Annotated in this window: 17 protein-coding genes; 8 read left to right on the forward strand and 9 right to left on the reverse strand. The window is 55.6% G+C overall.

Annotation, left to right across the window (positions count from 1 at the left end; genetic code table 11):
* Positions 1 to 60: 60 nt before the first annotated feature.
* Positions 61 to 588: a DUF2721 domain-containing protein gene (locus VK738_19720; GenBank protein ID HTD24891.1), complete on the reverse strand. Its 528-nt coding sequence runs from the start codon at positions 586 to 588 to the stop codon at positions 61 to 63.
* A 151-nt stretch (positions 589 to 739) separates the two neighbouring features.
* On the opposite strand from VK738_19720, the gene VK738_19725 reads away from it, so the two are divergent.
* Together VK738_19725 and VK738_19730 are read left to right on the forward strand one after the other, a co-directional pair.
* A complete protein-coding gene (locus tag VK738_19725) occupies positions 740 to 2,542 on the forward strand; it encodes a glycoside hydrolase family 2 TIM barrel-domain containing protein (GenBank protein HTD24892.1) in 1,803 nt (600 codons plus the stop codon).
* 6 nt (positions 2,543 to 2,548) lie between these two features.
* Positions 2,549 to 3,226, forward strand: a complete 678-nt coding sequence (locus VK738_19730; protein ID HTD24893.1) for a class I SAM-dependent methyltransferase — start codon at positions 2,549 to 2,551, stop codon at positions 3,224 to 3,226.
* 19 nt (positions 3,227 to 3,245) lie between these two features.
* Here VK738_19730 and VK738_19735 read toward each other — a convergent pair whose 3' ends face one another.
* Together VK738_19735 and VK738_19740 are read right to left on the reverse strand one after the other, a co-directional pair.
* On the reverse strand, positions 3,246 to 3,866 hold the full coding sequence (locus VK738_19735; protein HTD24894.1) for a LemA family protein: 621 nt from the start codon (positions 3,864 to 3,866) through the stop codon (positions 3,246 to 3,248).
* Positions 3,859 to 5,724, reverse strand: coding sequence for a M48 family metalloprotease (locus VK738_19740; protein HTD24895.1), 1,866 nt, complete (start codon positions 5,722 to 5,724; stop codon positions 3,859 to 3,861). Before VK738_19740 ends, VK738_19735 begins: the two co-directional genes overlap by 8 nt.
* 253 nt (positions 5,725 to 5,977) lie before the next feature.
* Here VK738_19740 and hemE point away from each other — a divergent pair, with 253 nt between their 5' ends.
* The 3 genes from hemE to hemG all read left to right on the forward strand — a co-directional run bounded on the left by hemE (position 5,978) and on the right by hemG (position 9,619).
* Complete coding sequence (gene hemE / locus VK738_19745) at positions 5,978 to 7,018, forward strand: uroporphyrinogen decarboxylase (protein ID HTD24896.1); 1,041 nt, start codon at positions 5,978 to 5,980, stop codon at positions 7,016 to 7,018.
* 154 nt (positions 7,019 to 7,172) lie between these two features.
* On the forward strand, positions 7,173 to 8,102 hold the full coding sequence (gene hemH, locus VK738_19750) for a ferrochelatase (protein ID HTD24897.1): 930 nt from the start codon (positions 7,173 to 7,175) through the stop codon (positions 8,100 to 8,102).
* A gap of 98 nt (positions 8,103 to 8,200) precedes the next feature.
* Entirely contained in the window at positions 8,201 to 9,619 is a 1,419-nt protein-coding gene (gene hemG, locus VK738_19755; GenBank protein HTD24898.1) for a protoporphyrinogen oxidase, read from the forward strand.
* A 380-nt stretch (positions 9,620 to 9,999) separates the two neighbouring features.
* Here hemG and VK738_19760 read toward each other — a convergent pair whose 3' ends face one another.
* Positions 10,000 to 11,916 carry a DUF4910 domain-containing protein gene (locus VK738_19760; GenBank protein ID HTD24899.1) on the reverse strand — a complete coding sequence of 639 codons (1,917 nt, stop codon included), beginning with the start codon at positions 11,914 to 11,916 and terminating at the stop codon, positions 10,000 to 10,002.
* 113 nt (positions 11,917 to 12,029) lie between these two features.
* On the reverse strand, positions 12,030 to 12,524 hold the full coding sequence (locus tag VK738_19765; protein ID HTD24900.1) for a Clp protease N-terminal domain-containing protein: 495 nt from the start codon (positions 12,522 to 12,524) through the stop codon (positions 12,030 to 12,032).
* A gap of 148 nt (positions 12,525 to 12,672) precedes the next feature.
* Between VK738_19765 and murJ the strand changes: the two genes are divergently transcribed.
* Positions 12,673 to 14,283: a murein biosynthesis integral membrane protein MurJ gene (gene murJ / locus VK738_19770; GenBank protein ID HTD24901.1), complete on the forward strand. Its 1,611-nt coding sequence runs from the start codon at positions 12,673 to 12,675 to the stop codon at positions 14,281 to 14,283.
* Positions 14,284 to 14,775: 492 nt separating this feature from the next.
* On the opposite strand, the gene VK738_19775 is transcribed toward murJ, so the two are convergent.
* The 4 genes from VK738_19775 to VK738_19790 all read right to left on the reverse strand — a co-directional run bounded on the left by VK738_19775 (position 14,776) and on the right by VK738_19790 (position 21,959).
* Positions 14,776 to 15,486, reverse strand: coding sequence for an energy transducer TonB (locus VK738_19775; GenBank protein HTD24902.1), 711 nt, complete (start codon positions 15,484 to 15,486; stop codon positions 14,776 to 14,778).
* A gap of 196 nt (positions 15,487 to 15,682) precedes the next feature.
* On the reverse strand, positions 15,683 to 16,309 hold the full coding sequence (locus tag VK738_19780) for an OmpH family outer membrane protein (GenBank protein ID HTD24903.1): 627 nt from the start codon (positions 16,307 to 16,309) through the stop codon (positions 15,683 to 15,685).
* A 333-nt stretch (positions 16,310 to 16,642) separates the two neighbouring features.
* Entirely contained in the window at positions 16,643 to 19,435 is a 2,793-nt protein-coding gene (gene bamA / locus VK738_19785; GenBank protein ID HTD24904.1) for an outer membrane protein assembly factor BamA, read from the reverse strand.
* Positions 19,436 to 19,817: 382 nt separating this feature from the next.
* On the reverse strand, positions 19,818 to 21,959 hold the full coding sequence (locus VK738_19790) for a molybdopterin-dependent oxidoreductase (GenBank protein HTD24905.1): 2,142 nt from the start codon (positions 21,957 to 21,959) through the stop codon (positions 19,818 to 19,820).
* Positions 21,960 to 22,336: 377 nt separating this feature from the next.
* Between VK738_19790 and VK738_19795 the strand changes: the two genes are divergently transcribed.
* A complete protein-coding gene (locus VK738_19795) occupies positions 22,337 to 23,200 on the forward strand; it encodes a carbonic anhydrase family protein (protein ID HTD24906.1) in 864 nt (287 codons plus the stop codon).
* Positions 23,201 to 23,309: 109 nt separating this feature from the next.
* Positions 23,310 to 23,462, forward strand: coding sequence for a hypothetical protein (locus tag VK738_19800; protein HTD24907.1), 153 nt, complete (start codon positions 23,310 to 23,312; stop codon positions 23,460 to 23,462).
* Positions 23,463 to 23,478: the final 16 nt, after the last annotated feature.

A 23,478-nucleotide genomic window follows, 5' to 3' on the forward strand; every position in this document is an offset into this window, starting at 1 on the left:
GAGCTGGACCGGTTTAGGAATTTCCCATTGTGGTAAACAATAATCTTTGTCTCCAAACCTTTACTGCGACTCTGATGCAGAATCGGATTTCCGAAGAGCAGGTGATATCTCTTCTTTCACGATGCGGGCTTCTTCCCGAAGGGTAACAACCGCAAGCCGGGTCTCCTGCACCAGCAAGACTGAGCCTGTGGATAATCCAACGAATCCAACGATGCCTGCGCCCAAACTGAAGAAAGCAATCAACTGAAAAGGAAGGCCGTGACTCGTCGAAGCCAGGCTTGCACCAAAAACTGCAACCAGACTCGCAGCGGCAAATGCGCCCACTGCCATATAAAAGAATGTCATGCCACGCACCAGCCTGTCGGCCCGCTTTTCCAGGCGGCCCAACTGGCGCAAATACATCTCGTTCAAGGGTGTGTCGGTGGAATCTTTACGCAACTCGTCGGCGAGCTGCCGGGTGCGGTCAACCACACGCGCCAGACGATTACCAGTACCCAACGCAAGCACCGAAGCCGCGTTGGTAAACACCGCCGGAGCTGCAATGAAAGTGAGGATGGCCAGCGGGCTGTCGCTGATGGGAGTAACCATGGGTGCTTATTTTACGCTGAGCAACCGAATCCATGCATGGTGCTTTCTGATCAACCGAACTGCGCAGAGCCAATGGTATTTCGCGTTGCGAAACAAAACCTTCGCGCGCTCTTTTGCCCTGTAATCTTTATGGTGTTAAGATTCGCAAGCCATGATACCCAATTTCCGCACATTGCTCTGCGTTATTATGTTTTCTATCGTAAGCTGGGCGCAAAGTCCGGCGCCGCTTGTTCAAAACATCTTTCATCGCAACACCGTCTCGCTGAACGGCGACTGGCACTACATCGTTGATTCGCACGATATAGGTGTAGGCCGGCACTACTATCTCAACGCCCGACCCGGAACATCTACCGCTGTGGTGGAATACGATTTCGCTGTTTCCCCGACTTTGCAAGTCCCCGGCGACTGGAATTCGCAACACCCCGAGCTGCTCTTGTACGAGGGCACGGTGTGGTATGAAAAATCTTTTGTTTACCATCCCCAGCCTAATCGCAGCACGTTGCTCTATATCGGCGCGGCCAACTATCGCGCCCACGTCTGGATCAACGGCCAATCTCTTTGTGAACACGAAGGCGGCTTCACTCCCTTTAATTGCGATGCCACGCCGTTGCTCAAAGACGGTGAGAATGTCGCGATCATCTCGGTCAACGATACCCGCCATACCGATGATGTCCCGGCGCTGGCTCCCGACTGGTGGAATTATGGCGGCATCACCCGTGATGTGATGCTGGTCGAAGTGCCGCAGACGTTCATTACCGACTATGCAGTCCAGTTGGAGCGCGGCAGCACAAACCACATCGCAGGATGGGTCCGCATTGCAGGTGCGCCGGCATCGCAGAAAATTACGGTCCGCATTCCCGAATTGGACCTAACACAAACTGCAACTGCAGGCGATGACGGTATCGCGCACCTCGCCTTCGATGCTCCCAAACTGCAGCTTTGGTCTCCCGAGAACCCGAAGCTCTACAAAGTTGAGATTGCCTCTGATGCCGACCGCGTCAGTGACGAGATCGGCTTCCGCAGTATCGAAGTTCGCGGCACCGAGATTCTGCTCAACGGCCATCCCATATTTCTGCGCGGCATTGATACACACGAAGAAGCGCCGAACCGATCCGGCCGCGCCCACGGCGATGACGACGCGCAAATCATGCTGGGTTGGGTGCGCGACCTGGGCTGCAACTTTGTGCGTCTGGCACACTACCCCTACGACGAGCACATCATCCGCATGGCCGATCGCCTCGGATTTATGCTGTGGGAAGAGGTCCCGGTCTACCAGACCATTGATTGGAGCACCCCCGCCGTCCTCAATAAAGCCAAACAACAGCTCACCGAGCTAATTACCCGCGACCGCAACCGCGGCGCCGTGATCATGTGGTCGGTGACCAATGAATCGCGGGCAACGCCCGAGCGCAATGCCTTTGTCCGCGAACTAATTAAGACCGCGCGTTCGCTCGATTCCACTCGGCTGGTCACTGCCGCCACGAATCAATTCACCCGGCCCGATCCCCACACCCTCGTGCTGAACGATCCTATCGTTGACGATCTCGATGTCTGGGGCATCAATGAGTATGTTGGCTGGTATTACGGTGTGCCTGCAGACCTCGACACCATGAAATGGTCTGTGCCTGACAACAAGCCTATGATCGTCAGCGAATTTGGCGGCGAAGCCAAGCAAAGCATGCACGGCCCGATTGACCAACGCTGGGCAGAGGAGAACCAGGAAGAAATTTATAAGCACCAGATCACCGCGCTGCAAAAGATTCCGTTTCTGCGTGGCATGACGCCGTGGGTGCTCAAGGACTTCCGCTCGCCGAACCGCCAACTGCCGGTCTTGCAGGACGGATACAACCGCAAAGGGCTTATCTCCGACAGCGGCCAGCGCAAGAAAGCGTTCTACGTGCTGCAGCAGTTCTACCAGGGCATGGCCGCACAAGCTGCATCTGTCGGGAAGTAGTTCTCCATGGCAGCTTCAGAAACTGAGGAGATCTTCACCCAGATCTATCGCACGAATGCCTGGCGTGATGCTGAATCCCGCTCCGGACCGGGATCTACTGTCTTTCGTACTCGTCTGTTGCGCCCTCGGCTGACCGAACTGGTGCACAAATTGGGAATACGCTCGCTGTTGGATGTGCCCTGCGGTGATTTCAACTGGATGCGCCTGACGGAGCTGTCTTCGGTTGAATACATCGGTGCCGACATTGTTCCCGATTTGATAAGCATGAATAATTCATTGCATGCGCGACCGGGCCGCAGCTTCATTCAACTCGATATGATTCGCGGGCCTCTGCCCAAGGTGGATTTGATCCTGTGCCGCGACGGCATCGTCCACTTATCTTTTGCCGATATCGCTGTGGCGCTGTGCACGATTCGGCAAAGTGCCTCGAACTATCTTCTGATCACTACGTTTACCGCTCACGGCGGCAATGATGACGCCCCCACAGGAGGCTGGCGGCCATTGAATCTGGATATCGCGCCCTTTAGCTTTCCCGCTCCCTTGCTCACTCTCGCCGATGGACCGCGCCCGGATGGCACATATCCCGACAAAATACTGGCTCTTTACCGCATCGCCGATCTGCCCGACCGAACTTGCGTCATGCAATCACATTCAGGGGAAAAAGCGTCAGGAGCAACGACATAACCAGCAAAGGTCGCACATTTTACGTTCGTGCTTCTGGTACTGCGCGCTCACTCGCCTCTGCCGTGAACATGCTAGCGGGAGAGAAGCCTAAAGGTCCCGCCAGCAGCCTGCTGGGGAATGTTGCCTGCGCTGTGTTGTACTGCCGCACCGACTCGTTGTAGAACTGCCGAGCATAGGCGATGCGGTTCTCGGTTGAGCTGAGTTGCTCCTGCAGCAATTGGAAGTTCTGTGCCGCACGCAAGTCAGGATATTTCTCGCTGCGAACCAGCAGATTGCCGATAGCACTGGTCAGCAACATTTCGGCGGGGATGCGCGCGCCGGGATCTGTGCCCGAAGCCATAACTTGAGAGCGGGCGCGGGTCACATCTTCAAGGGTCTCGCGCTCATGCTGCATGTAGCCGCGCACTGCCTCGACCAGATTGGGAACCAGATCGTGACGGCGCTTGAGCTGAATACCAATATCTGACCAGGCATTCTGCACCCGGTTGCGCATTCTCACCAGGCGGTTGTAGACGATGATTGGGACAAACAACACCAGCGCCGCATCCAGAACAGCGAAGACAAGAATTAGATAGCCGATCTCTGTGTTCCCCCAACGCTTTGAGTTCGCTCCTACGAGCTGAATGCTCTCATCATCCATGCCAAAGAAGCCAATGGATCGCGGCCAGCCAGAGCGCAACCAAAACCAGGTTCAGCCCGACCATCATGGCGATGACCACCAGCATCATCGCTGCTGCGGCCAGCAACAGAGGTCCAACAATCAGCCATAACACGACCATTACGGTGATCGCAGTTTTCGATGTTTTGACGTGGGCCTCGGGGCTGTAGCCCGCTCCCATGCGCTCCAGGCGTTTCAAGCGGCGCTTCAGCGGCGGATGAAACGACAAGAAGCTTTGCGCCTGCAGGCCGCTTGTCCCATGTTTGGTTTCATTGCGCTGCACTTCACTTTCCTGGGCGTTGAGCACCCGCAATCGCGCGATGGCGGCCTTATCACCCTGGCGCGCTGCGGCAATATCGGCGACATCTGGCATGTTGGCGGTCACCTGTCCGCCTCTCGCCATGGCCATGGCGCGTCCGAAGGTGACCAGCCGGCCCATGGCCAGCGTGTCACCGCGCATCGCGGCGCGGCGTGTAGCTTCTACTTCTGTGCGTAACCGCTCGTAGTCAGCCGGAGCGGTGCCGGCCGAGGCTGCATCGCCGCTTTCCGTCCATGCGCGAGCGGCTACTTTCATCGCCTCCGGCCCGGGTTGTGCTGTCGCGAGGCTGGTATCGCCCTTGGGTTCAACTGCAAATAGATGCGTCGCCCAGGCGCCTCCTGGGACTGCCGTCGTATCCTGGCTCAAGCACTGCAGGGCGCGCGCCAGGGCATCGGGATTGCGCATCAGCGCCACGGCGCTGGCGTCGGCAAGATATCTTCGCGTACGCCACAGCATGGCCATGCACGGGCCCAGCAGCACCGTGAGAAAAAACCACAACGTAATCTCGACCGCGGCATTGGTAAAAAAAACGGGGAGGAAAACGAAGCTCAGGATGCTGCGCAACACCGACTTCTTGTTTTGCAGTCTGTCGAAGAAACGATCAATGTTGTGCGAACCGGTGTCCAGGCTTCCGGTAAGCAGCGCGGCCACAGCTTCTGCCTCGGCAACTCTGGCCGTATCGTTCGAGGACCTGATGAATCCATAGCGCAGGATTCGCCACAGCGTTCCCCGCGACTGCCGTCCAAAAGGAGCGTTGATCAGCGTCACCAGCAGTCCGCAGGTTTCAAAGACGCTGGTCACGGTGAAGGCGATGCGCAAGTCGCCGTTACCGATGGAACCAATAAGATGCGCCAGCAGAGCTTCCAGCTCGTCGCGGCTCAGGTCATCGAGCAGCCGCCGCGAGACCACGATCTGCGCATCCTGGGGTGAGGTGCCGAAGGCGGCAGCGTTGGCTCCGGCCGAATCCACAAGCATCACGTGCGGTGTAGGCAGGCCGGCGGCAATGGACATCTCTTCCACTACGTTGACCATCTGCACCTCTTTGAGGTCGTTGGCGTTGGGCTCGCGCGCCTTGAGGCTGGCCAGCGTGCCACCCACACCGCCGCGACGAAAGAGCGCCTGCACTCCCAGCCACAGCACAAAGGTGATGATCATCCCCGGCGCCAGCATCACCACCAGGCCGATGGCCAGGGATTGCTGGTCCAGGGTTCCGCGGTGGTTGATGAAGTAATCAGCGACGTTAAAAACCAGATGAGCCAGGCCATTCATATTGGCCCAGAATGCCGGGGGAAGCGGCGAGAAGTAGTTATTAATGATGTCAGCAATGATTAGAGTGACGGCGTAGAACAGGGGGGTCAGCACCAGCGTGAGCGGGATACCCATGATCAGGGCCGCCACGAAACACAAAACCGACATCCGCCACGTAGCGGTGCGGTTGCGCTTTTGCGCCTTATTAAAGGTCTCGCGGTCGCTCGGCCCAATCTGACGCGCGTCGCCCGCCGCCTCGGGTGCAGAATTCATGTGCGAGGAGCTTAGCACCTGGGTTGGAAAGAGGACAAGATTACTTGAACCACACCGTACAAGTTCTATGCAGCCGAAAGGCACTCCCCCCTGCCCCCCATTACTTCGAGTAGTCCATGGCGGGTTAAAAGACAGCTCCAAGCTCCCAGTTCCCAGCTCCAAGAAAGGCCGCTCAGCATGACAAACTAAGTCGCAAAACGTTTACCCCCGCTTTTGCTAAACTTATCGGTCGCGCCACTCGCCTGGACCAACTATGTCTGCCCCTGACTCCCGCTTTCTACGTGCCTGCAAGCAGCTCTCTGTGGATGCAACCCCCATCTGGCTGATGCGGCAGGCGGGGCGCTACATGGCTGAGTACCGTGCGGTGCGCAAGCGGCACTCGCTGCTTGAGATCTGCAAGGACCCGGCGCTGGCGGCCGAGGTTACCATCACCGCTGCGGAAAAACTCGGAGTTGACGCCGCGATCATCTTTGCCGATCTGCTGCTGCCGCTTGAGGTCATGGGGCTCGATTTTCACTTCAGCGCAGGCGAAGGTCCAGTGATTTCCCAGCCCTTGCGCAGCGCTGAGGCCATCGCGCAACTGCGCACCGACCGGGCGGCTGACCTGGGTTATGTCGCCGATGCGGTGCGGGGCGTGGCCACGCACTTCGGAGCGCGGTTGCCGGTCATCGGATTCTGCGGCGCTCCTTTCACTCTCGCCAGCTACATGATTGAGGGCGGCGGGTCGCGGCACTATATCCATACTAAGAAGATGATGTACTCTTCGCCCGCGGCGTGGAGTGAGCTCATGCGCAAGCTGGTGGCGGTGCTGAGCGAATACGCCGCCGAGCAGGCCAGGGCCGGGGCTGACGCGCTGCAGGTCTTTGACAGTTGGGTGGGATGCCTGTCGCCGCAGGATTACCGCAAGTTTGTGCTGCCGCAGACTAAAATTCTGGTGCAGAATTTGCGGCGTACGGGCGTGCCGGTAATTTATTTCGGCACCGACACAACCACGCTGCTTGAAGCCATGCAGGAGACCGGGGCCGACGTCATCGGCCTCGACTGGCGCATCCCATTAGATGAAGGCTGGCAGAAGCTGGGCCATCCGAGCGCGGTGCAGGGAAATTTGGATCCGGTCACGCTGTTTGCTGATTGGAAAACGGTGCGCGAAGGCGCGGAAGATATCCTGCGGCGGGCGAACGGGCGCGCCGGGCACATCTTTAATTTAGGCCACGGCATTCTGCCGGAAACGCCGGTGGAAAATGTGCGGGCCCTGGTTGAGTTTGTGCATGAGCACTCGGCGAAGGAAGTTTAACCACAAAGGACACGAAGGAAAAGCGGGGAGTTAGTGTTAATTCGTGACCAGCAGCGGGAACTAAACCCGGCAAAATCCGTGACAAATCTCCTTGTTTTTCCCTTTGTGTCCTTTGTGGTTAAACTTTTGTGGTTAAACTTTTTAGGAGACACCCATGCCTGAAAAAGAAGCTGTCCTGCTCCTCGCTCACGGCAGCCCCGAAAAGGCCGAAGACGTGCCCGCCTTTATGATGAACATCACCGGCGGGCGTCCGGTTTCGCCTGAAACCATGCAGGAAGTCGCGCATCGCTATGACCTGATTGGCCGCTCACCGCTGCTCGATCACACTCGCGCCCAGGCCCAGGGTCTGCAGCGCGAACTTGGCCTGCCGGTTTATGTTGGGATGCGCAACTGGCATCCTTATATAGCGGAAGCGGTGCAGCAGATGCTGCGCGATGGCGTCACCCGCGCCGCCGCCATCTGCCTTGCCCCCCACAACTCGCGCACCAGCGTGGGACTCTACAAGAAGAGCGCCTTTGCCGAAGCCGGAGACAAGATCAAGCTCGAGTTCGTGGAGTCGTGGCATGATCATCCCTTGCTCATCCAGGCCTTTGTGGAAAAGCTGGAACCCGCCTGGGAGCATATGTGGGAGTACACGCACAGCAAAGTCCCGGTGATCTTCACGGCGCACAGCGTTCCGCGGCGCACCATCGAGGCCGGCGATCCTTACGAGGCCCAGGCCAAAAAGACCGCTGCACTGGTCGCCGCGCGCCTTCCCGAGATCAAACCATGGAAATTTGCCTTCCAGAGCCAGGGTATGTCGGGCGGGGAGTGGATCGGCCCCACGGTCATTGATACCATGCTGGAACTCGAGGCTGGCGGCCACCGCGCCATGCTGATTCAGCCGGTGGGCTTTGTCTGCGACCATGTGGAAGTGCTGTATGACATTGATATCGGCTTCCAGCAGTTTGCCCATGAGCAGGGCATCAAGCTGGAGCGCACCGAATCGCTAAACGCCTCGCCCACCTTCGCTGCGGCCCTCGCCGACTTGGCCCGCAAGGCGCTGGCGCAAACGGCATCTTCGCTGAGCCGAGTTAAAAGTTAACCACAAAGGGCACAAAGGGAAAAACAAGGAATTTTCGCCACGGATTGACACGATGAACACGGACTAAAACGAACAAGGGATTGAAAGGACATAGCAGTTTGAAGAGAATCGCCATCATCGGCGGGGGCATTTCAGGTTTGAGCGCGGCCTACTACCTTGAAAAGGCCCGCCGCAACGGGGCCCGACTCGAGTGGCGTCTCTTTGAAGAAAAATCCCGGCTGGGCGGCATTGTGGGCAGCGAATATCTCAGCGGCTGCGTGATTGAAACCGGGGCCGACTCTTTTCTCTCGGAAAAGCCCTGGGCCTTTGAGCTCTGCCGCGAGCTGGGCCTGGAAAGCCAGCTCATCGGCTCGAACGACGCCCTGCGCAAAACCTTTGTGCTGCTGGGGGGCAAGCTGGTGCCACTGCCCGAGGGGTTGCAATTTATCGTCCCCACCTCGCTCGATCACGTGATGAGTTCTGAGCTGTTCTCGGAAGAGGGCAAGCGCATCATCGCCCAAGAAGTAAACCTACAACCGAGAAAGAATAACGGTGATGAGAGTGTGGCATCGTTTGTCGGCCGCCATTTCGGCGAAGAAGTCGTCGAGCGGCTCGCTGCCCCCATGCTCGCCGGGGTTTACGGAGGCCGCGCGGCCACGCTCAGCATGCGCACCATCATGCCGCGCTTCCTGCAGATGGAAGAAGAGCACGGCAGCCTGATCCGGGCTTTGCAGTTGACGGGGCAATCCTCCGCCAAAAAACAGAGTTCGCAGCCCATCTTTACTACGCTGAAAAACGGCATGCAGCAGTTGCTCGATGCGATGAGCGCCCAGCTCGATTCGGCTGCGGTTCACACGCAATGCACGATAAGCGATGTGACTCAATCCCAAAAAGGGAACGAATGCAAGTGGAACTTGCGAAGCGCAACTCTCTCTGAAGAATTTGACGTTCTGATCTTCGCCCTTCCCGCGCACTCGGCCGCTCGGTTCCTGCAGGATTGCTGCCCGGAGCTGGCGCAGGAGCTGCTTAAGATTTCTTATTCGTCGTCATTGATCGTTACTCTTGCATTCCCAAAATGGGAATTAGAAAAACAGGGGATCCGCCCCGAAGGTTTTGGATTTCTCGTTCCCGCCTCAGAGAAGAGCCGCCTGCTCGCCTGTACTTTTGTGGGCAACAAATTTAATCACCGCGTTGCCGATGATCTTGTTGTGCTGCGCGGGGTTTTGGGTGGCGCGCGTGACGAAGCGGCGCTGGCGCTCTCTGACCAGGAAGCTGTGGCTCTGGTTCAGCGCGAGTTTGCAGAGATTCTCGGTATTCACAGCCGGCCCGCCTTTGCCCGTGTGTTCCGCTGGTCGTATTCCATGCCGCAGTATGACGTCGGGCACCTGGAGCGCGTCGCTCGCATTGAAGTTCTGCGCGGAATCCTACCTGGGCTTTACCTCATCGGCAATGCTTATCGCGGAGTTGGAGTGCCAGATTGCATCCGCGAGGGTCGGGATGCTGCAGGAAAGATTTTAGCCACGGATTTTCGCGGATGAACACGGATTAAAAAGCTTGACCACAAAGGGCACAAAGGAAAAAACAAAGAATAGATTTACGCAGATGAACGCAGATTGGCAAAAGGGCTAGTCTCGTAATTGGCACGGATAAATGCAGGTAGGGCAGTTAACTAAAAGTGTTCCTCGCGGAACACTTTTTGGTGAGACCAAGCTTGTACTTTCGTAACGGATGCTGTCTAAAGTAATCGCTCATAACTTACCACAATATATAGTGTCCCGATTGCAGATGTAAAAAGCATGCAACAAGCGCATCGTTTTGAGCCATGGATGAATGATGGATATGGATCAAGACAGATTTTGTTTTTCTCTGTGTCTCCGTGGTGAATATTGATATTGATCCATGTTCATCCGTGGCCAATTTACTTCGTAGCCACTACTTTTTGTATGGCCAGGATTCCCACCAGCTTATCCACCCAATCTTGGTCAATATCGGTTAGGAATTCGGCGCTGAGCATGTCGGCGATTTCGCTGGTGGCGCGGTGGCCATCCATCAGGTTCACGGTTTCAAAGGCCAGCAGCTCGAAGGTCGGCTTGGTAGGCAGGCCCTCGGAGGCATCGGGGAAGCGCGCCTCCTGTGCTTCGACCCACTTCTTATCGTCGCCTTCGAGAGCGCTGAAGACAGATTTATCCAGGGGCAGCAACGCCAGCCGGTGCGGGCCGGCTCCGCCGCCGCGCTGTGGTTTGCGCTTGCCCGAGGCTGAAGTATGGGTAAAGGCCCCCAAGTCGCGGTAAAAGTTGAGCTTCTGCACGGTGCTGTCGCCCTCGACCTGGAACCAGCTATCGAGCACGCGGGCGGATTTTTCCTCTCCGCCATCGCCAATCCACCAGGCTGCGGCAGAGGCCAGCGTACCCACGCGAAGCAGCTCGCTGGCATCGGTTTTATCAATGGTGTCTTCGCTGGTGTGGTGGGTCCAGTCAGGATCGTGTCCCAGCATGGTCGAAGGTATGCCAAGTCCCAGAAATACATCGTGGTCGCTCCCCTGGACGTAGTTGACCATCTCCGGCAGCCAATAGTTGTGCGTGCCGGTGGGCGCGTAGAGATTGGCCTCGCGGGTTTGCTGCATCACATCCGTCATGAGGGCATTCAAGAAAGACGAAACCGAATCGGGCGTGCGGGTGATGTAAAAGCGTGAGTTGGTTTTGACGGTGTCTTCGCCGACCATATCCATATTCAGGTTGGCGATCACACAGGGTCCTTTGGAGGGATCGGATTTGCCCTTGGCGCGGGGGTCATCCCAGGGGCCGCAGCGGCGTGCCTCAGGATGGCTGGCAACATAGGCCAGCGTGCCGTAATACTCCGGCACCCACATGAAATGAACGGTATTAGTGGGCGTGGGAACCTTCCCGCTGGCGATCAAGGTGTTGAGGGTGCGGGCCATCTCCATCATGGCTCCGTCGCCAGAGGCGTTGTCGTTGGCGCTCCACTTAGGATGGTCGAGGTGCGCCGTAACCAATATTTCACGGTCGCGCTGCGTTCCCCGGATGTAGGCATGCACCAGCGTGAGCTTACCCGAGCCCAGCGAGGCATCAATCTTGCCGTGCACAACTACCGCGCCTTCTTGCATGAGTTGCTTGAGCGTGTCGTACTGGTTGCGCGAAATCTGGAAGCTGCCGCGGGTGCGGTCGAGCTCATCGGCCTGGGTCCACAGGCCGTTGTAGCGCACCATGTCGGGATGGTCCGGGCGGTCGTCGGCCGCGGGATAAATCACCGCGCCCACGGCGCCATGCTTGAGCACAGCCTGGCGGACGACGTTGGCGGCGTATCCATAAGCCAAGGCAACTTTGCCCTTTACGTCTTTGCCGGAATAGTCGGAATCCTTGGTGCCGGCGCCTACATCCACCAGCTCGCCCTTCCAGTCGCCGCCTTTGGAGTAGGTGGAAACGCACATAGGCACATCGCTGAAGCGGCACAGCCGGATCGGTGTGAAATTCTTTGCTCCGGCGGCGCTTTCTACCCAAAGCTCGCCAGAGTGGATCTCCCAGCCCATGGGCGAGGTAAAGGTGCCGTACTTGGTCTTGCCGTCCGAGGGCAATTGCTCGATGCTGGCCTCGAGGCCTGCGGCCTTCAGCTTGGGCAGGACGACGTCCTTGGCGACGCTCTCCATCATGGGACTGGCCTGGATGCGGTGGTACTGAACGATGTTGCGCACGTTCTCCTGCGCGGCCTCGCCGGAGTACTCGTTGGCGATGGCATTAAAGACATCCTGTTTGACCAGATGCTGCCCCCAGGCCGGCAAGGCGAGGCAGAAAAGCAATAAAAATTTGTGGATTCGCATGCGAGACAGGTTACCTAAAAATGAGTCTTGCCGCTAGTAACAATAGTTACATCAGGGGACCAACGGGAGTCATGGCTGGTCTGGGGCTGCGGAATAGCCGCTTAACTCTGGTTTTAGGTCGCATCCGGCCAGCTCCAGGGCGGCGGTGGCAGGCTGGAACGGCGAGGCTTGGGGCGTACAGTTGAAGGCGGCTTCTTCAGGGCTTGCAATATGCGCTCGGAGGTTATTCCACGCTGGGTCAGTAGCTCAGCCGCCACTGAAGATGTTTGCGACAACAAACCCAATAGTAGATGTTCGGTGCCGATGTGCTGGTCGGAAAGCTGGTCGGCCTGTTTAGCTGCGTAGCTTAGTATTTTCTTGCATTCCGGGCTTAACGGTAAATCTATGCTCGTAGAAACTTTTTTCTCGCTTTTACTATGCGATTCAATTGCCGAGCGAATGTTTACTGCATCCTCCGGGGTAAGCAAGGCATATATAAGAGTCTTGTCTTCCTGCATGAGCCCAAGCAGCAGATGTTCGGTTTCGATGTACGGCGATCCGAACTTGCTGGCCTCGTGGCGGGCGAAGTAGATCGTGCGGCGAGCTTTTTCCGTATAACGCTCGAACATAACAATGATTCTAGACCCGTTTTGGGGTGCGATTGGGGCAAAAGTTATCCTTGGAGAGAATGAGTGGGCAAGATGCCCACTCGACAGCCGGCGAGACGCCGGCGCTACTAAAACGTTCTCTTATTGATTTTGTGTACAATCCGGCAAGATGGCAACCACGCCTGCTCCACCCAGGTTTTCCTTCAGTACTGCCCTGCGCTGGCTGCGTCCTTCGCATGAGCATACGGCGTTCTCGGCCACGCTGCTGCTGATGGCGGCGGTGATGCTTTCGCGAATCATCGGTTATCTGCGCGAAGCCTATATTGCCTACGCCTTTGGCGCCGGCCCGCAGACCGATGCCTACGTCGCCGCGTTCACCATTCCAGATTGGCTTAACTATTTGGTGGCCGGCGGAACGGCCTCCATCACATTTATCTCAATATTCAGCCGCTATGTCTCCGAGAAGCGGGAAGCCGATGCGCAAAAGGCATTTTCGGTAGTTATCACAGTAATGACGGCGGTGCTGGGCATAGGCATCGCTTTGACCGAAATCTTTACGCCGCAGGTCCTGCATCTTTATTTTGACAAGTTCACGCCGCAACAGCTTGCCTTATGCACTTATCTGACGCGGATCCTGCTGCCGACCCAGGTTTTTTTCTACGTAGGCGGCGTGGTATCAGCGGTCCTGCTTTCACGCCGCATGTTTCTGCTACCGGCACTCGGGGGTATTTTTTATAACGTATTTATCATCCTGGGTGGAGTGCTGCTCGCTTCCCGCTTTGGGATCGCTTCACTGGCTTACGGGGCTCTGGCCGGAGGCATTGTTGGTCCTTTCTTAATCAATGCAATTGGGGCCAGACGCGTGGGCATGCGTTATCAGCCGTCGTTTGAGATCAGCAACCCCGGGTTCCGCGAGTGGGTGCGGCTTTCGATTCCGCTCATGCTGGGGGTCTCGCTGGTCGCCGCCGATGAGTGGATCATGCGCTACTTTGCCTCCGGCCTTGCCGGTGACATCACCCGCCTCAACTATGCCAAGCGCCTGTTCGCTGTTCCCATTGCCGTGCTTGGCCAGGCCTCGGGACAAGCCTCGCTGCCGTTTTTTGCGCGCCTGTTCGGCGAGAAAAAAATGATCGAGTTCGCCGGCATTGTGAATAACTCGGTACATCGCGTGGCCGCGGCGTCACTGCTGGCCAGCTCCTGGATGATGGCAGCAGCACTGCCCCTGGTAGACCTGGTTTACCGCCGGGGCAAATTCAACTGGGCTGATTCGCAGCAGACTGCAATCTTTTTTTTCTGGTTCGCGCTCTCGCTGGCGCTGTGGTCGGCGCAGGCGCTCTATGCCCGCGCCTTCTACGCCGCAGGCGACACCTTTACACCCATGCTGGCTGGAACCATTATTACTGCGGCTTCGTTGCCCATGTATTCGGCCCTCTTCCATGCCCATCTTGCAACTGGGCTGACCATCGCCTCTGATATCGGCATCTTCGCTAATACTGCTGCGCTGGCGATACTGCTGCACCGCAAGAATCTGGTCAGCTTGAGCGATATGAAGTGGCGTGAGATGAGTAAAGCCCTGCTGGTTTCAGCGATCGCCGGAGCAGCCAGTTATTTTGTAAGCCGGACCATTAATTTGAATGGAAGCCGCATGGCCGATATTAAGGCGCTCGCCTTAGTTTCCCTTACCTGGGCTGGAACCGTTGCCGCCGGACTGTGGATTACACGCTCTGAATTGCTCAGTCAGTTGCGCCGGAGAGTAGCAAGTCCGAAGCCAGAAGCCTGAGGTTAGAATTCCTGCTAAAATCCCGAAAAATAGCTCTTTTCAGAGAGCAAATTCCCATTTCTGAAAGTGCCATTTTGGAACTAGACCGGCTAATTTATTAGTGTTGAGACTATTTTTTGTGTTCGGACCTAACGGATATTCCGAGGGAGCCTATGTCCAAAATGTGCAAAACTTCAACGGTTTTCAGCGCCTTGTAGAGTGTTTTTAGTACATTGGCCGAAATCTCGGCTTTCGCTTTTAAGTCATTAAGCCAGAGTTGTTTACAAGATGCTACAAAGTTGATGCAACACAGGTAAGTCGCTGAATTAACACTGCCTTAATTTTCTTTACATGCGGAATTCCACAGGCTTTTCCACAGAGCTTTGGATAAATCAGACCCCGATTTTTGCCCCCTGCCCGCTGGTTTCATAGACCTAACTTGCAGGGGGCCTTTGGTTTACGGAAGCCCTATTAGGGTTAGGGCTTCCTGTCAGTCTCATTTCGTGCACATGCCTACCGATCCAAGATGAAATTGACGGTGATCTCTGTTTCTACCTCAATCGGCTGGCCATTGAGTATGTAGGGGCGAAAGAGCCACTGGCTCACAGCGTCGAGAGCGGCCTTATCAAGCAGGGGATGCCCGGAGACCACCTGTAATTTTTCGATGGTGCCCTGGCGGCTGATGATGGCATGCAAAACCACCGATCCTTGTATGCGTGCCGTGTGAGCTATAGGTGGGTAGAGAGGTTCTACACGGCGGATAATCTGTCCTGGGTCGATGTGTGAAATGGGCAGTGGCTTCGGAGGCTTGGCCAAGATTACCTCTGATGGAGCCCCTCCGCCAAATACAGCATCGGGAACACCCGGGCCCGGGCCATTTCCACAACCCAGCGTGCAGATGTTTGGAGTGCCCTCGATATCAGGGTCACGGTTTAGTTTATGCGAAAATCCGCTAGATTGGTTGACCTGAATTACAGGGGCCACTCTTCCAGAATCTGCATTCCCAGATGGCGGATGACCACCGGTAGACGTCGGTGCGCCACTAAAAGGTGGTAGCAGCACAGGCGTTTGCAGCAGCCGTGCCGAAATTGCATTTGTGCGCAGCAACGGCAGAACAATCAGAAACGCCATCAGGACGATCTGAATACTGGTGGAAACCAGGGTTGTCCATCCCCGCCGTTTTGCGAGATGGTGGGTTGATTCTATGAGACTGTCTTCAAACATGGCTTTCTCTCCTTGCGTGGTATTGACACCAGAGAGGAAGGCCGTGGAGGGCGGCTCAAGAAAAATAAAGGTGGAACAAAAAGATGCTGATCGGTGTCAGTTTTGAGAGTAGACAAACTGATTCAATTTTCAACATCAGCACACAAAAACTTCAGGCCGCACGTGGCGGCCTGAAGTTTGCGAACTTGAGAACCTCTTAGTGAGAGGTAGAGGGTGGCTTGGTTGTCGGAGCCGTAGCGGAGGCCGGCTTCGGCGCAGGAGGAGCCGGTACACCCGAGGTGACATTGTAGGCATCCACGATGGCCTTGGTGATGTTGGTGGATTGTGCCGCCCACAGCACCGGGGTCTGAGGGCTGGATACATCTACAATCACTCCGAACCCGTTGTCCTTGGCATATTTATCGAGCGTGGCATAGACCTTGTTGCCCAGGGTTTTGAGGATATCGTTCTTCTGCGACTCGAAGTCGCTTTGCGCATCTTCATAGACACGCTGCAGGTTCTTCTTCTTGGTATCGAGCTGCTTGGCCAGGTTGGCGCGGGCATCTTCGTTCAGCTTCTCGCCCTGGGTATCGAACTGTTTCTGCAGATCATCCACTTCTTTGCTCAAACCTTGCAGCTCGGTCTGCTTGGGTTGGAATTTGGTAGTGAGATTGTTGAATTCGCGCTGGCCTTCGTTGGTAGCCAGGATGGCGGTTTGAATATCAATCACGCCGATTTTGGTGCTGCTACCACCAGGGGCCGCGGCAGTGCCGCCCTGCGCGAAAAGTGATGCTGACGCCAACAGGGTCAGCATAAGAAATGCTGCTTGATACGTGCGTTTCATTCGGTGTTTGCTACTCCTTAGGAATTCTGATCTTGATGTTACCGGGGGCCGGAAAGCGATCCTGGGGATGCACCCTGTGCCCCTTCACGCGGGCTGTGCGCGACCACACACACACTACGCCGGTCCTCGGCGGTGGGCTGTGCAGATTAGGATTATAGCAACTCTCCGGCTTCCCAGTCACTACAACCAGGCCCCTTTTTATTGTAAAGAGTGTGTCCGACGAATGGCGCCCGGTGCTGGGAAAGCAGACTTTTAAGAGGCAATCAAGCGTGCAAGCCGGCCCCGAAGGAAAGTCGTGCCCCCTCTACAAAACTGCAGCAACGACCGGCTTGCTTAGAAGGTTGTGCTGACGGTGAAGCGAAAGGTCTTGCGCGGGTCAGCCAACTTGTAATTGGGCGAAAAGGCCGCCAAAGAGTTCAGATATGTAAAATCGCCGGCCGCACCGGGAGGGAACATGTCGCGAGTAATCTGATTGGGTGTGTGCGTGAAGGTATCCATCGCCAGCGGATTAATAGCGTAGTAAATGCGGAAGGGCTGATTGATGATGGGCATCAGCACTTGCAGCTCCAATCCAGTGGACATGCGAGGCGTGAAGTTTGTTCCTGACACCGGCTTCAGGTCGGGAGAGAACGACGGTAGGACCCTGCCCTGGCAATTGAAGTTGACATCGAAGGTAGCGCAGCCGAAAGCGGTGGTGTTCAAATTATTGAGCTGGCTGGTGCTGAGGCGCAACTGCGATTGGCGGGCGATGAAATCAACGCCTGTATCCATAAAGGCGGCAATAGCCACGGGACCCACGATGGGAACGCGGTATTCCAAATTGGTTACCAGGCTGGTATCGCCTCCGGGAAAGGTAATGCGCTGAATGGGAACCGTGATAAGCACATTGCCACGAAGAGGATTGCTGGGATCAACCGGGACCGGCGTGCCATCGGGATTCGTCAGCGCGACGGTCGCCTTGTCGGGCAGGAATACAACCGGCGAAATTGCGCGGACGTCAAAGCCGCGAAGGTCGGTATCGCCGCCCAGGTAGAAGCGCTCGAGCGGCGGCGCCACAAGACCGCCGTACCCGCTAATAAATGATGCCTGGACGCGGTAGCCGATCACATTGCGATGATGGTTGACCGAAACAAATCGCTTATATTCCATCACCGGACGCACGGAGCGCACGTTGCCGCCCAATCCGGAAACTTCCAGGCCGGCAAATATGCTATGGCCTGAGCTTGGCCGCTGGTAATTGTCAATCGTGCTGACCGAGAACGTAGGAACGATCTTGCTGGTGATCACGCCTTTTAACGCATCCGGTCCTGAAATGTTGCGGAATGCCAACGAGTCGAAGTATTGCTTGGAGGCATCGCTGAATGTTTGGATGCTGGAATTTTCGAGCGTATAGCTGATGCCCAAGCGCTTCAAAGAGCGCCGCAAAGGATAGCTCAACGAGGTACTGAAACCGGTTGTGGACTGAGTGAAATTCTGCAGGGTATTCAGGACGGTGGTGGGCAGGTTGAGCTGCTGTCCGAGTTGAATTGATGTCTGCTTGGCCTGATCAAACTGGTAACGTTGCGAGTAAACGCTGAAGCTAAGCTGCAGCGGCCGGTCGAAAAGATAAGGTTGGGTAAAACCGAACTGCACATTACGTTCGCGGTTGCCGATATTGGCCGATATGGAGAGGGTTTCACCCAATCCAAAAAGGTTGTTGGTTTCGTAGTTCACGCCAACGAATCCGCCCGCCAGACCGCTCACGCCGCCGGTCAATCCAATGCTGTTTTTGCCTTTCTCTTTCAGCTTCAGCGTGATATCAATGGTGCCGTCTTTTTCGTTCTTTTTGATTTCGGCATCCTGCTCGGCCTTGATCTGCTCGAAGTATCCAAGCTGGTTCAGGCGCAGGATACCGAACTCCCACGCCCGCTGGTTGTAAACCTGACCCTCTTCCAGGGGCAGCTCACGGCGAATCACTTTGTCGCGCGTGGTGGTGTTGCCCTGGAATTCAATGCGGCGCACATAGAACTGCTTGCCTTCATCAATATCAATGATAAGAGAGAGAAGTTTTTTGTCCTCGTCAATTTTTGTATCCGGCACCGGGGTAAAGTTGATGTATCCCAGGTCGCCATAAGCCTTGCGCATGTTCTCGATTCCCTTATGTACGCTCTCTGTATTAAAAATGTCTCCATCTTGCATAGGGAAGAGACCGCGCAGAGCCTTGGTGTTGGTAACCGCTTTATTGCCAGTGAAAGTAATACTGCCCAGACGATAGCGATCACCCTCTTCAATGGGCAGGGTGATATCCACTGCCTTACCCGGCCCGTGCTTGATTAAAGGTATGTTCAACAGGCCGCCTTTGGTGTCGCGCATTTTGGTTTGCGGGTCTCCCACTAGAGCCTTGAAATAACCCTTCACCTGGTAAGCCTGGCGGACCCGTTCGGCATCTTCTTCCAGCTTGCTGGAATCGAAGGTGCGCGCCATAAGATTTTCCAAAATAATCGAGCGCGGAATGCCGATGGGCTTCAAATTCTTCATCGCAGCGCGCAGCTCGCGGTCTTTGATGTGCTTGTTGCCGGTAAAGCGAATGGTCCCCACTTTGACCTTGGGGCCCTCTTTGACCACAAAGGTCACGCCTACGGCCGAAGGCGGAATAGGATGCACCTCGGTGCGGATCGTGGCGAACTGATGTCCGTGCTCGGCCAGAAGCTCTTTGATAGTGACTTCCGCTTTTTTCACCTTGGTGGGGTCATACTGGTTCTCCACGGAAAGGCCTACTTTGGCCTGCTTGAAGCGATCAAGCACATCGCTTTGGGAAACAGAGCTCAGGCCTTTGTATTCAATGGTGCGAATGGTGGGTTTTTCTCTTACGTAGATATGAAGGATCCAGCCTTTAGGGCTCTCCTCGCGTTCGAAACGGACATCGTCAAAATATCCCGTGTTCCACAGGGAGTTGAAGTCACGCTCCAGCGTTCCTTCATCGTAAACGTCACCTTCACGGGTAGCCAGACGGGCCTTAATGGTCTCGATAGGAATGCGGCGCTGGCCGTGAATCTGGATGCTCTGCACCAAGCCGGTTTCCTGCGCTCCGGCCATATGACCGATCAGCGCCACCAGGGACAACAATGCTGCTGCGGCCCGTGCCATTCCATTTCTTCGCATAATCGAATTTTTGCGGCATGCTCTGCAAACCGCAGCAATTACAGGACTTTTTAAAAGAAGGCCAGAAATATGAGGACCTCGACGTGGTATCAGGAAACGGTCATTATAAAGCAGATAGGTAGCCTAGGGCTACAACTTTGGTAACCGGGAGCCCCGTTCCTGTCCATCGTTAGACGCTAAAAAGTGGCCAAAGAGCTATTAATGCAAACGTAAAGAGTTTGATACCCAAGGCTTACCCCAGCGCTTCGCGCTGGGCTAAACTCTCCGTCGCGCCTACAGCACTTGAGAACATGGAAGAAAGCAAGATACAGCAAGACTTAAACAAGACTTAAAAAGGTATAGCGCAGATACTTTCGGCTCGCTTCACTCAGGATTTCGCCAGCAGGCTCCCGCTACGCTCACTCCTGCTCAACGGCTCAACATCCACCAGCGTGGAGTAGAAGGTGGCGCCGCCACCGATATCCGTCAGCCGCTCGGAGGTGAGCACATTGATGCTCGTGGCATTGGGAGAGAGTTTGGCCCAATTCAGCCGGGTGGCAACCACGCCCTGCTGGGTCTGGCCGTTTACATGTGCCTTCAACACCACAGAACCGCGGTCATTGAATACCCTTATCTTGTCGCCCTCACGGATGCCCCGCGCCTTGGCGTCCTCCACATGGATTTCCAGCAGTTCGGTCTGCTCCATGGCCTGAATCGACGGCAGATTGCTGAAGGTAGTGTTTAAAAAATTATCGGCTTTGCGCGAGAGCAGCTCCAAAGGATATTTCTTGGCGTGCTCGGTGTGCCGCGATTCGGTTGGCGGCACGAAGCGCACCACTGGATCCAAGCCTGTCTTGGCCAGGGATTCGCTATAAAGTTCGGCCTTGCCGCTGGCTGTAGGAAAATTTCCGTGGGCAAAGGGAAGAAATGGCCCATCCCCCAGCTTGAGACGGATGTGGCCTTCCTGCTCGAGGCGCGCGCGGTCAATCCCTTGCAGCCATGGGTTTTCACTCTGAAGCGCGACATCTATCATCTGGTCTGCGGTTTCATTGAAGCAGGGATCAACTTTCTCAAAACCGAAGCGGTGCGCCAGATCGCGGAACATATCCACGTTGCTGCGGCACTCGCCCAGTGGAGCTATGGCCTGGTGGGAGATTTGCAGGTGGTAGTGCCCATAGGCAGTTTGCAGTTCTTTGTGCTCGAAAAACGTAGTCGCGGGAAGAACCAAGTCGGCGTAGTCAACGGTATCGGTAAAGAACTGCTCATGCACCACGGTAAACAGGTCGGGACGCTTGAAGCCGCGGACCACATCATTATGATTCGGCGCAACTACAGCCGGATTAGAGTTATAAACAAACACCGCTTTGACCGGCGGACTATCTACGCGTGTAAGCGCCTGGCCTAACTCTGACATGTTGATGGTGCGCGCTATGCGCCCTAGCGGAGAGCGCAGCATCAGGTCGGGACGCAGAAGCCCATCTTTATTTAACTCCCACGAGCCAGAGGTAGAAAGCTGCAATCCGCCGCCAGCTTCTTTCCACGATCCGGTAATACAGGGCAGCATGGCGATGGCGCGGACGGCCGAGCCTCCGTTTTCCGAGCGCTGTACACCATAGTTGACACGGACGACTGCCGGCCGCGCAGTCACATATTCGTGCGCCAGCTTGCGAATATCCTGCGCTCCAATTCCAGTCCACTGCGCGACTTTTTCCGGGGGATACTCTTGCACCCGTTCGCGGAGTTGATCGAAGCCAAGTGTGTAGCGGGCAACATAATCGGCATCGTAGAGATTCTCGTTGATGATGACGTGCATCATGCCCAGCGCCAGGGCGACGTCTGTGCCTGGGTTGATGGGCAGATACCAATCGGCACAACGTGCGGTCCGCGTTTTGTAAGGATCAATGACCACCAGCCGGGCGCCGTTGCGGCGGGCCTCTTCAATAAACGGCCACAGGTGAACATTCGTGCCGTGGATGTTTGCGCCCCAGGCCAGAATGAATTTGGAATGGCGAAATGCCTCAGGCTCGGTTCCCAGCTTTTTTCCGATCACCGTGATGAGCGCGTCGCCTCCAGCGCTGGCACAAATGGTGCGATTGAGTTGCGACGCCCCCAGAAGGTGAAAAAAGCGGTGGTCCATGGAGGCGTTATTCAAAACACCCAGCGTGCCTCCATAGGAATACGGCAGTATCGCTTCGGGCCCAAATTCCCTGCTGATAGCAGTGAAGTGTTCGTAAATTTCATCCAGCGCCGAGGCCCAGGTGATGCGCTCGAAATCTTCGGCATTGCCCCGCCCACCACCTTTGGGCACATTTTTGCGACGCATGGGATACAGCACGCGATCGGGTGAATATACACGGTCCAAATATTTGGCAACTTTGGCGCAGAGAAACCCTCTAGTAACGGGGTGCCCAGGATCGCCTTGGATTTTGATCGCGCGTCCAGAGTCCGCCCCCCCGGTTTCCACCGTGATCAAGACCCCGCAGGCATCGGGACAATCGTGCGGACATGCGGCATAAATCTGCTTCTTCATAACCCTGTAATGCTTTGATTATAAGAGGTTTCTTGACGATTCAAAACAGTGTTGCAATATTTATGAGATTTTAATTTGATTTTGCGCCCCCAGTCTGACTTGCCATTTTGGGCCAGTATTCCCAATTTAGGAATGAAAAATTATTTAGATAAAGATTTTTCTTGTAACTGCACCACTATTAGGGCTACAAGGGATAGCTCAGATGTAAGGTTCCGAGTCCCCGTATCTCAGGGGTTTCCTTCATCTGCGTTGGTGAATGAGGAGATTCTTGTACTCTCCCTCCTCTGCTCGGGCAAAGGGCTGCTTGCGAGGCTACTCTTTGCCCTTTTTTATTTTTAGACCTTAGCCGTTGGGCCTAGCCAAGGAAGGTACGAGATATGAACTGCAACCGAATACTGCGTCTGTTATTCGCTTTCAGCATTTCTTTTTCTCTCATTACATGCCAATCGAGCTCTCCGGTTTCGGATGCCCAAACAGACACACAATCGCCCTCTTCAGCCGGCAACTCGGGCGCCGATTGCGCGAAGGAACCATTCACCTATGATAACGGCCCGCTCGGACAAAGCCATTGGTGCGGCGCGTGCAACCTCGCGATCAGCAAGCTGCAGGCTCCTATCAACATCAATACCAAGGATGCACAGATCGATGGTTCTTTGCCCAGCATCAATTTTTCCGGATACAAAGCCACGAAACTGGTGACCAGCGAAAACGTCCACACCTTAAAGGTTGATTACAAGAAGGGAGAGAGTTCGATCACGATTGGCAAGGAGCAGTTCAAGCTGGTGGAGTTTCATTTCCATCGGCCCAGTGAAGAGGCGATCAATAACCATCGGACTGCCATGGTCATACACCTGGTGCACGCAAATGCTGACGCAACCGCATTTGTGGCCATCTCTGTTTTAGTAGAAGAAGGTAACCCTGCCCCGAAAACCGCGGCCCTGGTCAATAAGCTGATCCAGTATTTTCCTCCTCCCGATGGCCTTCAGAATTCCCCTGCCGGAGTTGATATCAACGCTGCCGACCTTTTGCCCGCAGGCAGCTTCCCCGAAAACCGCAATTACTTCCGTTACGGAGGGTCGCTTACGACTCCTGCGTGCGGTGAAAATGTGACGTTCTATGTATTGAAGACCCCGGTCCGCTTTTCCGCAGAGCAGCTTAAGCAATTCGAAAGACACTATCCGTTCCCTAATGCCCGGAACATTCAGAACACCAATGGCCGGCCCGTCGTACAAACAAAATAAATTGGAATTATCGTTTTATTGTCCTTTCTACACCGGGATGTTCTGTTAAGTTGTCCCTATGGGTGTGGAGCAATACGAAATCTGGGTCTTGCACGGGAAGCAGTGGACAATGTCTGCGGCGTTTGTAGATTTTGAACTTGCTTCGGCCGTGGCCAATACCCACACTCACCACATGCGGCTCATCCACGCCATTTACGAGAAGGGAGTACAAGTACAGCGGAATATACTGGCTGAAATGGGAGCCACCAGGGAAAAACCGTGAATTTTGGTGGTACACT

The organism is Terriglobales bacterium, assembly GCA_035487355.1.
Classification (GTDB): Bacteria; Acidobacteriota; Terriglobia; order Terriglobales; family Acidobacteriaceae; genus QIAW01.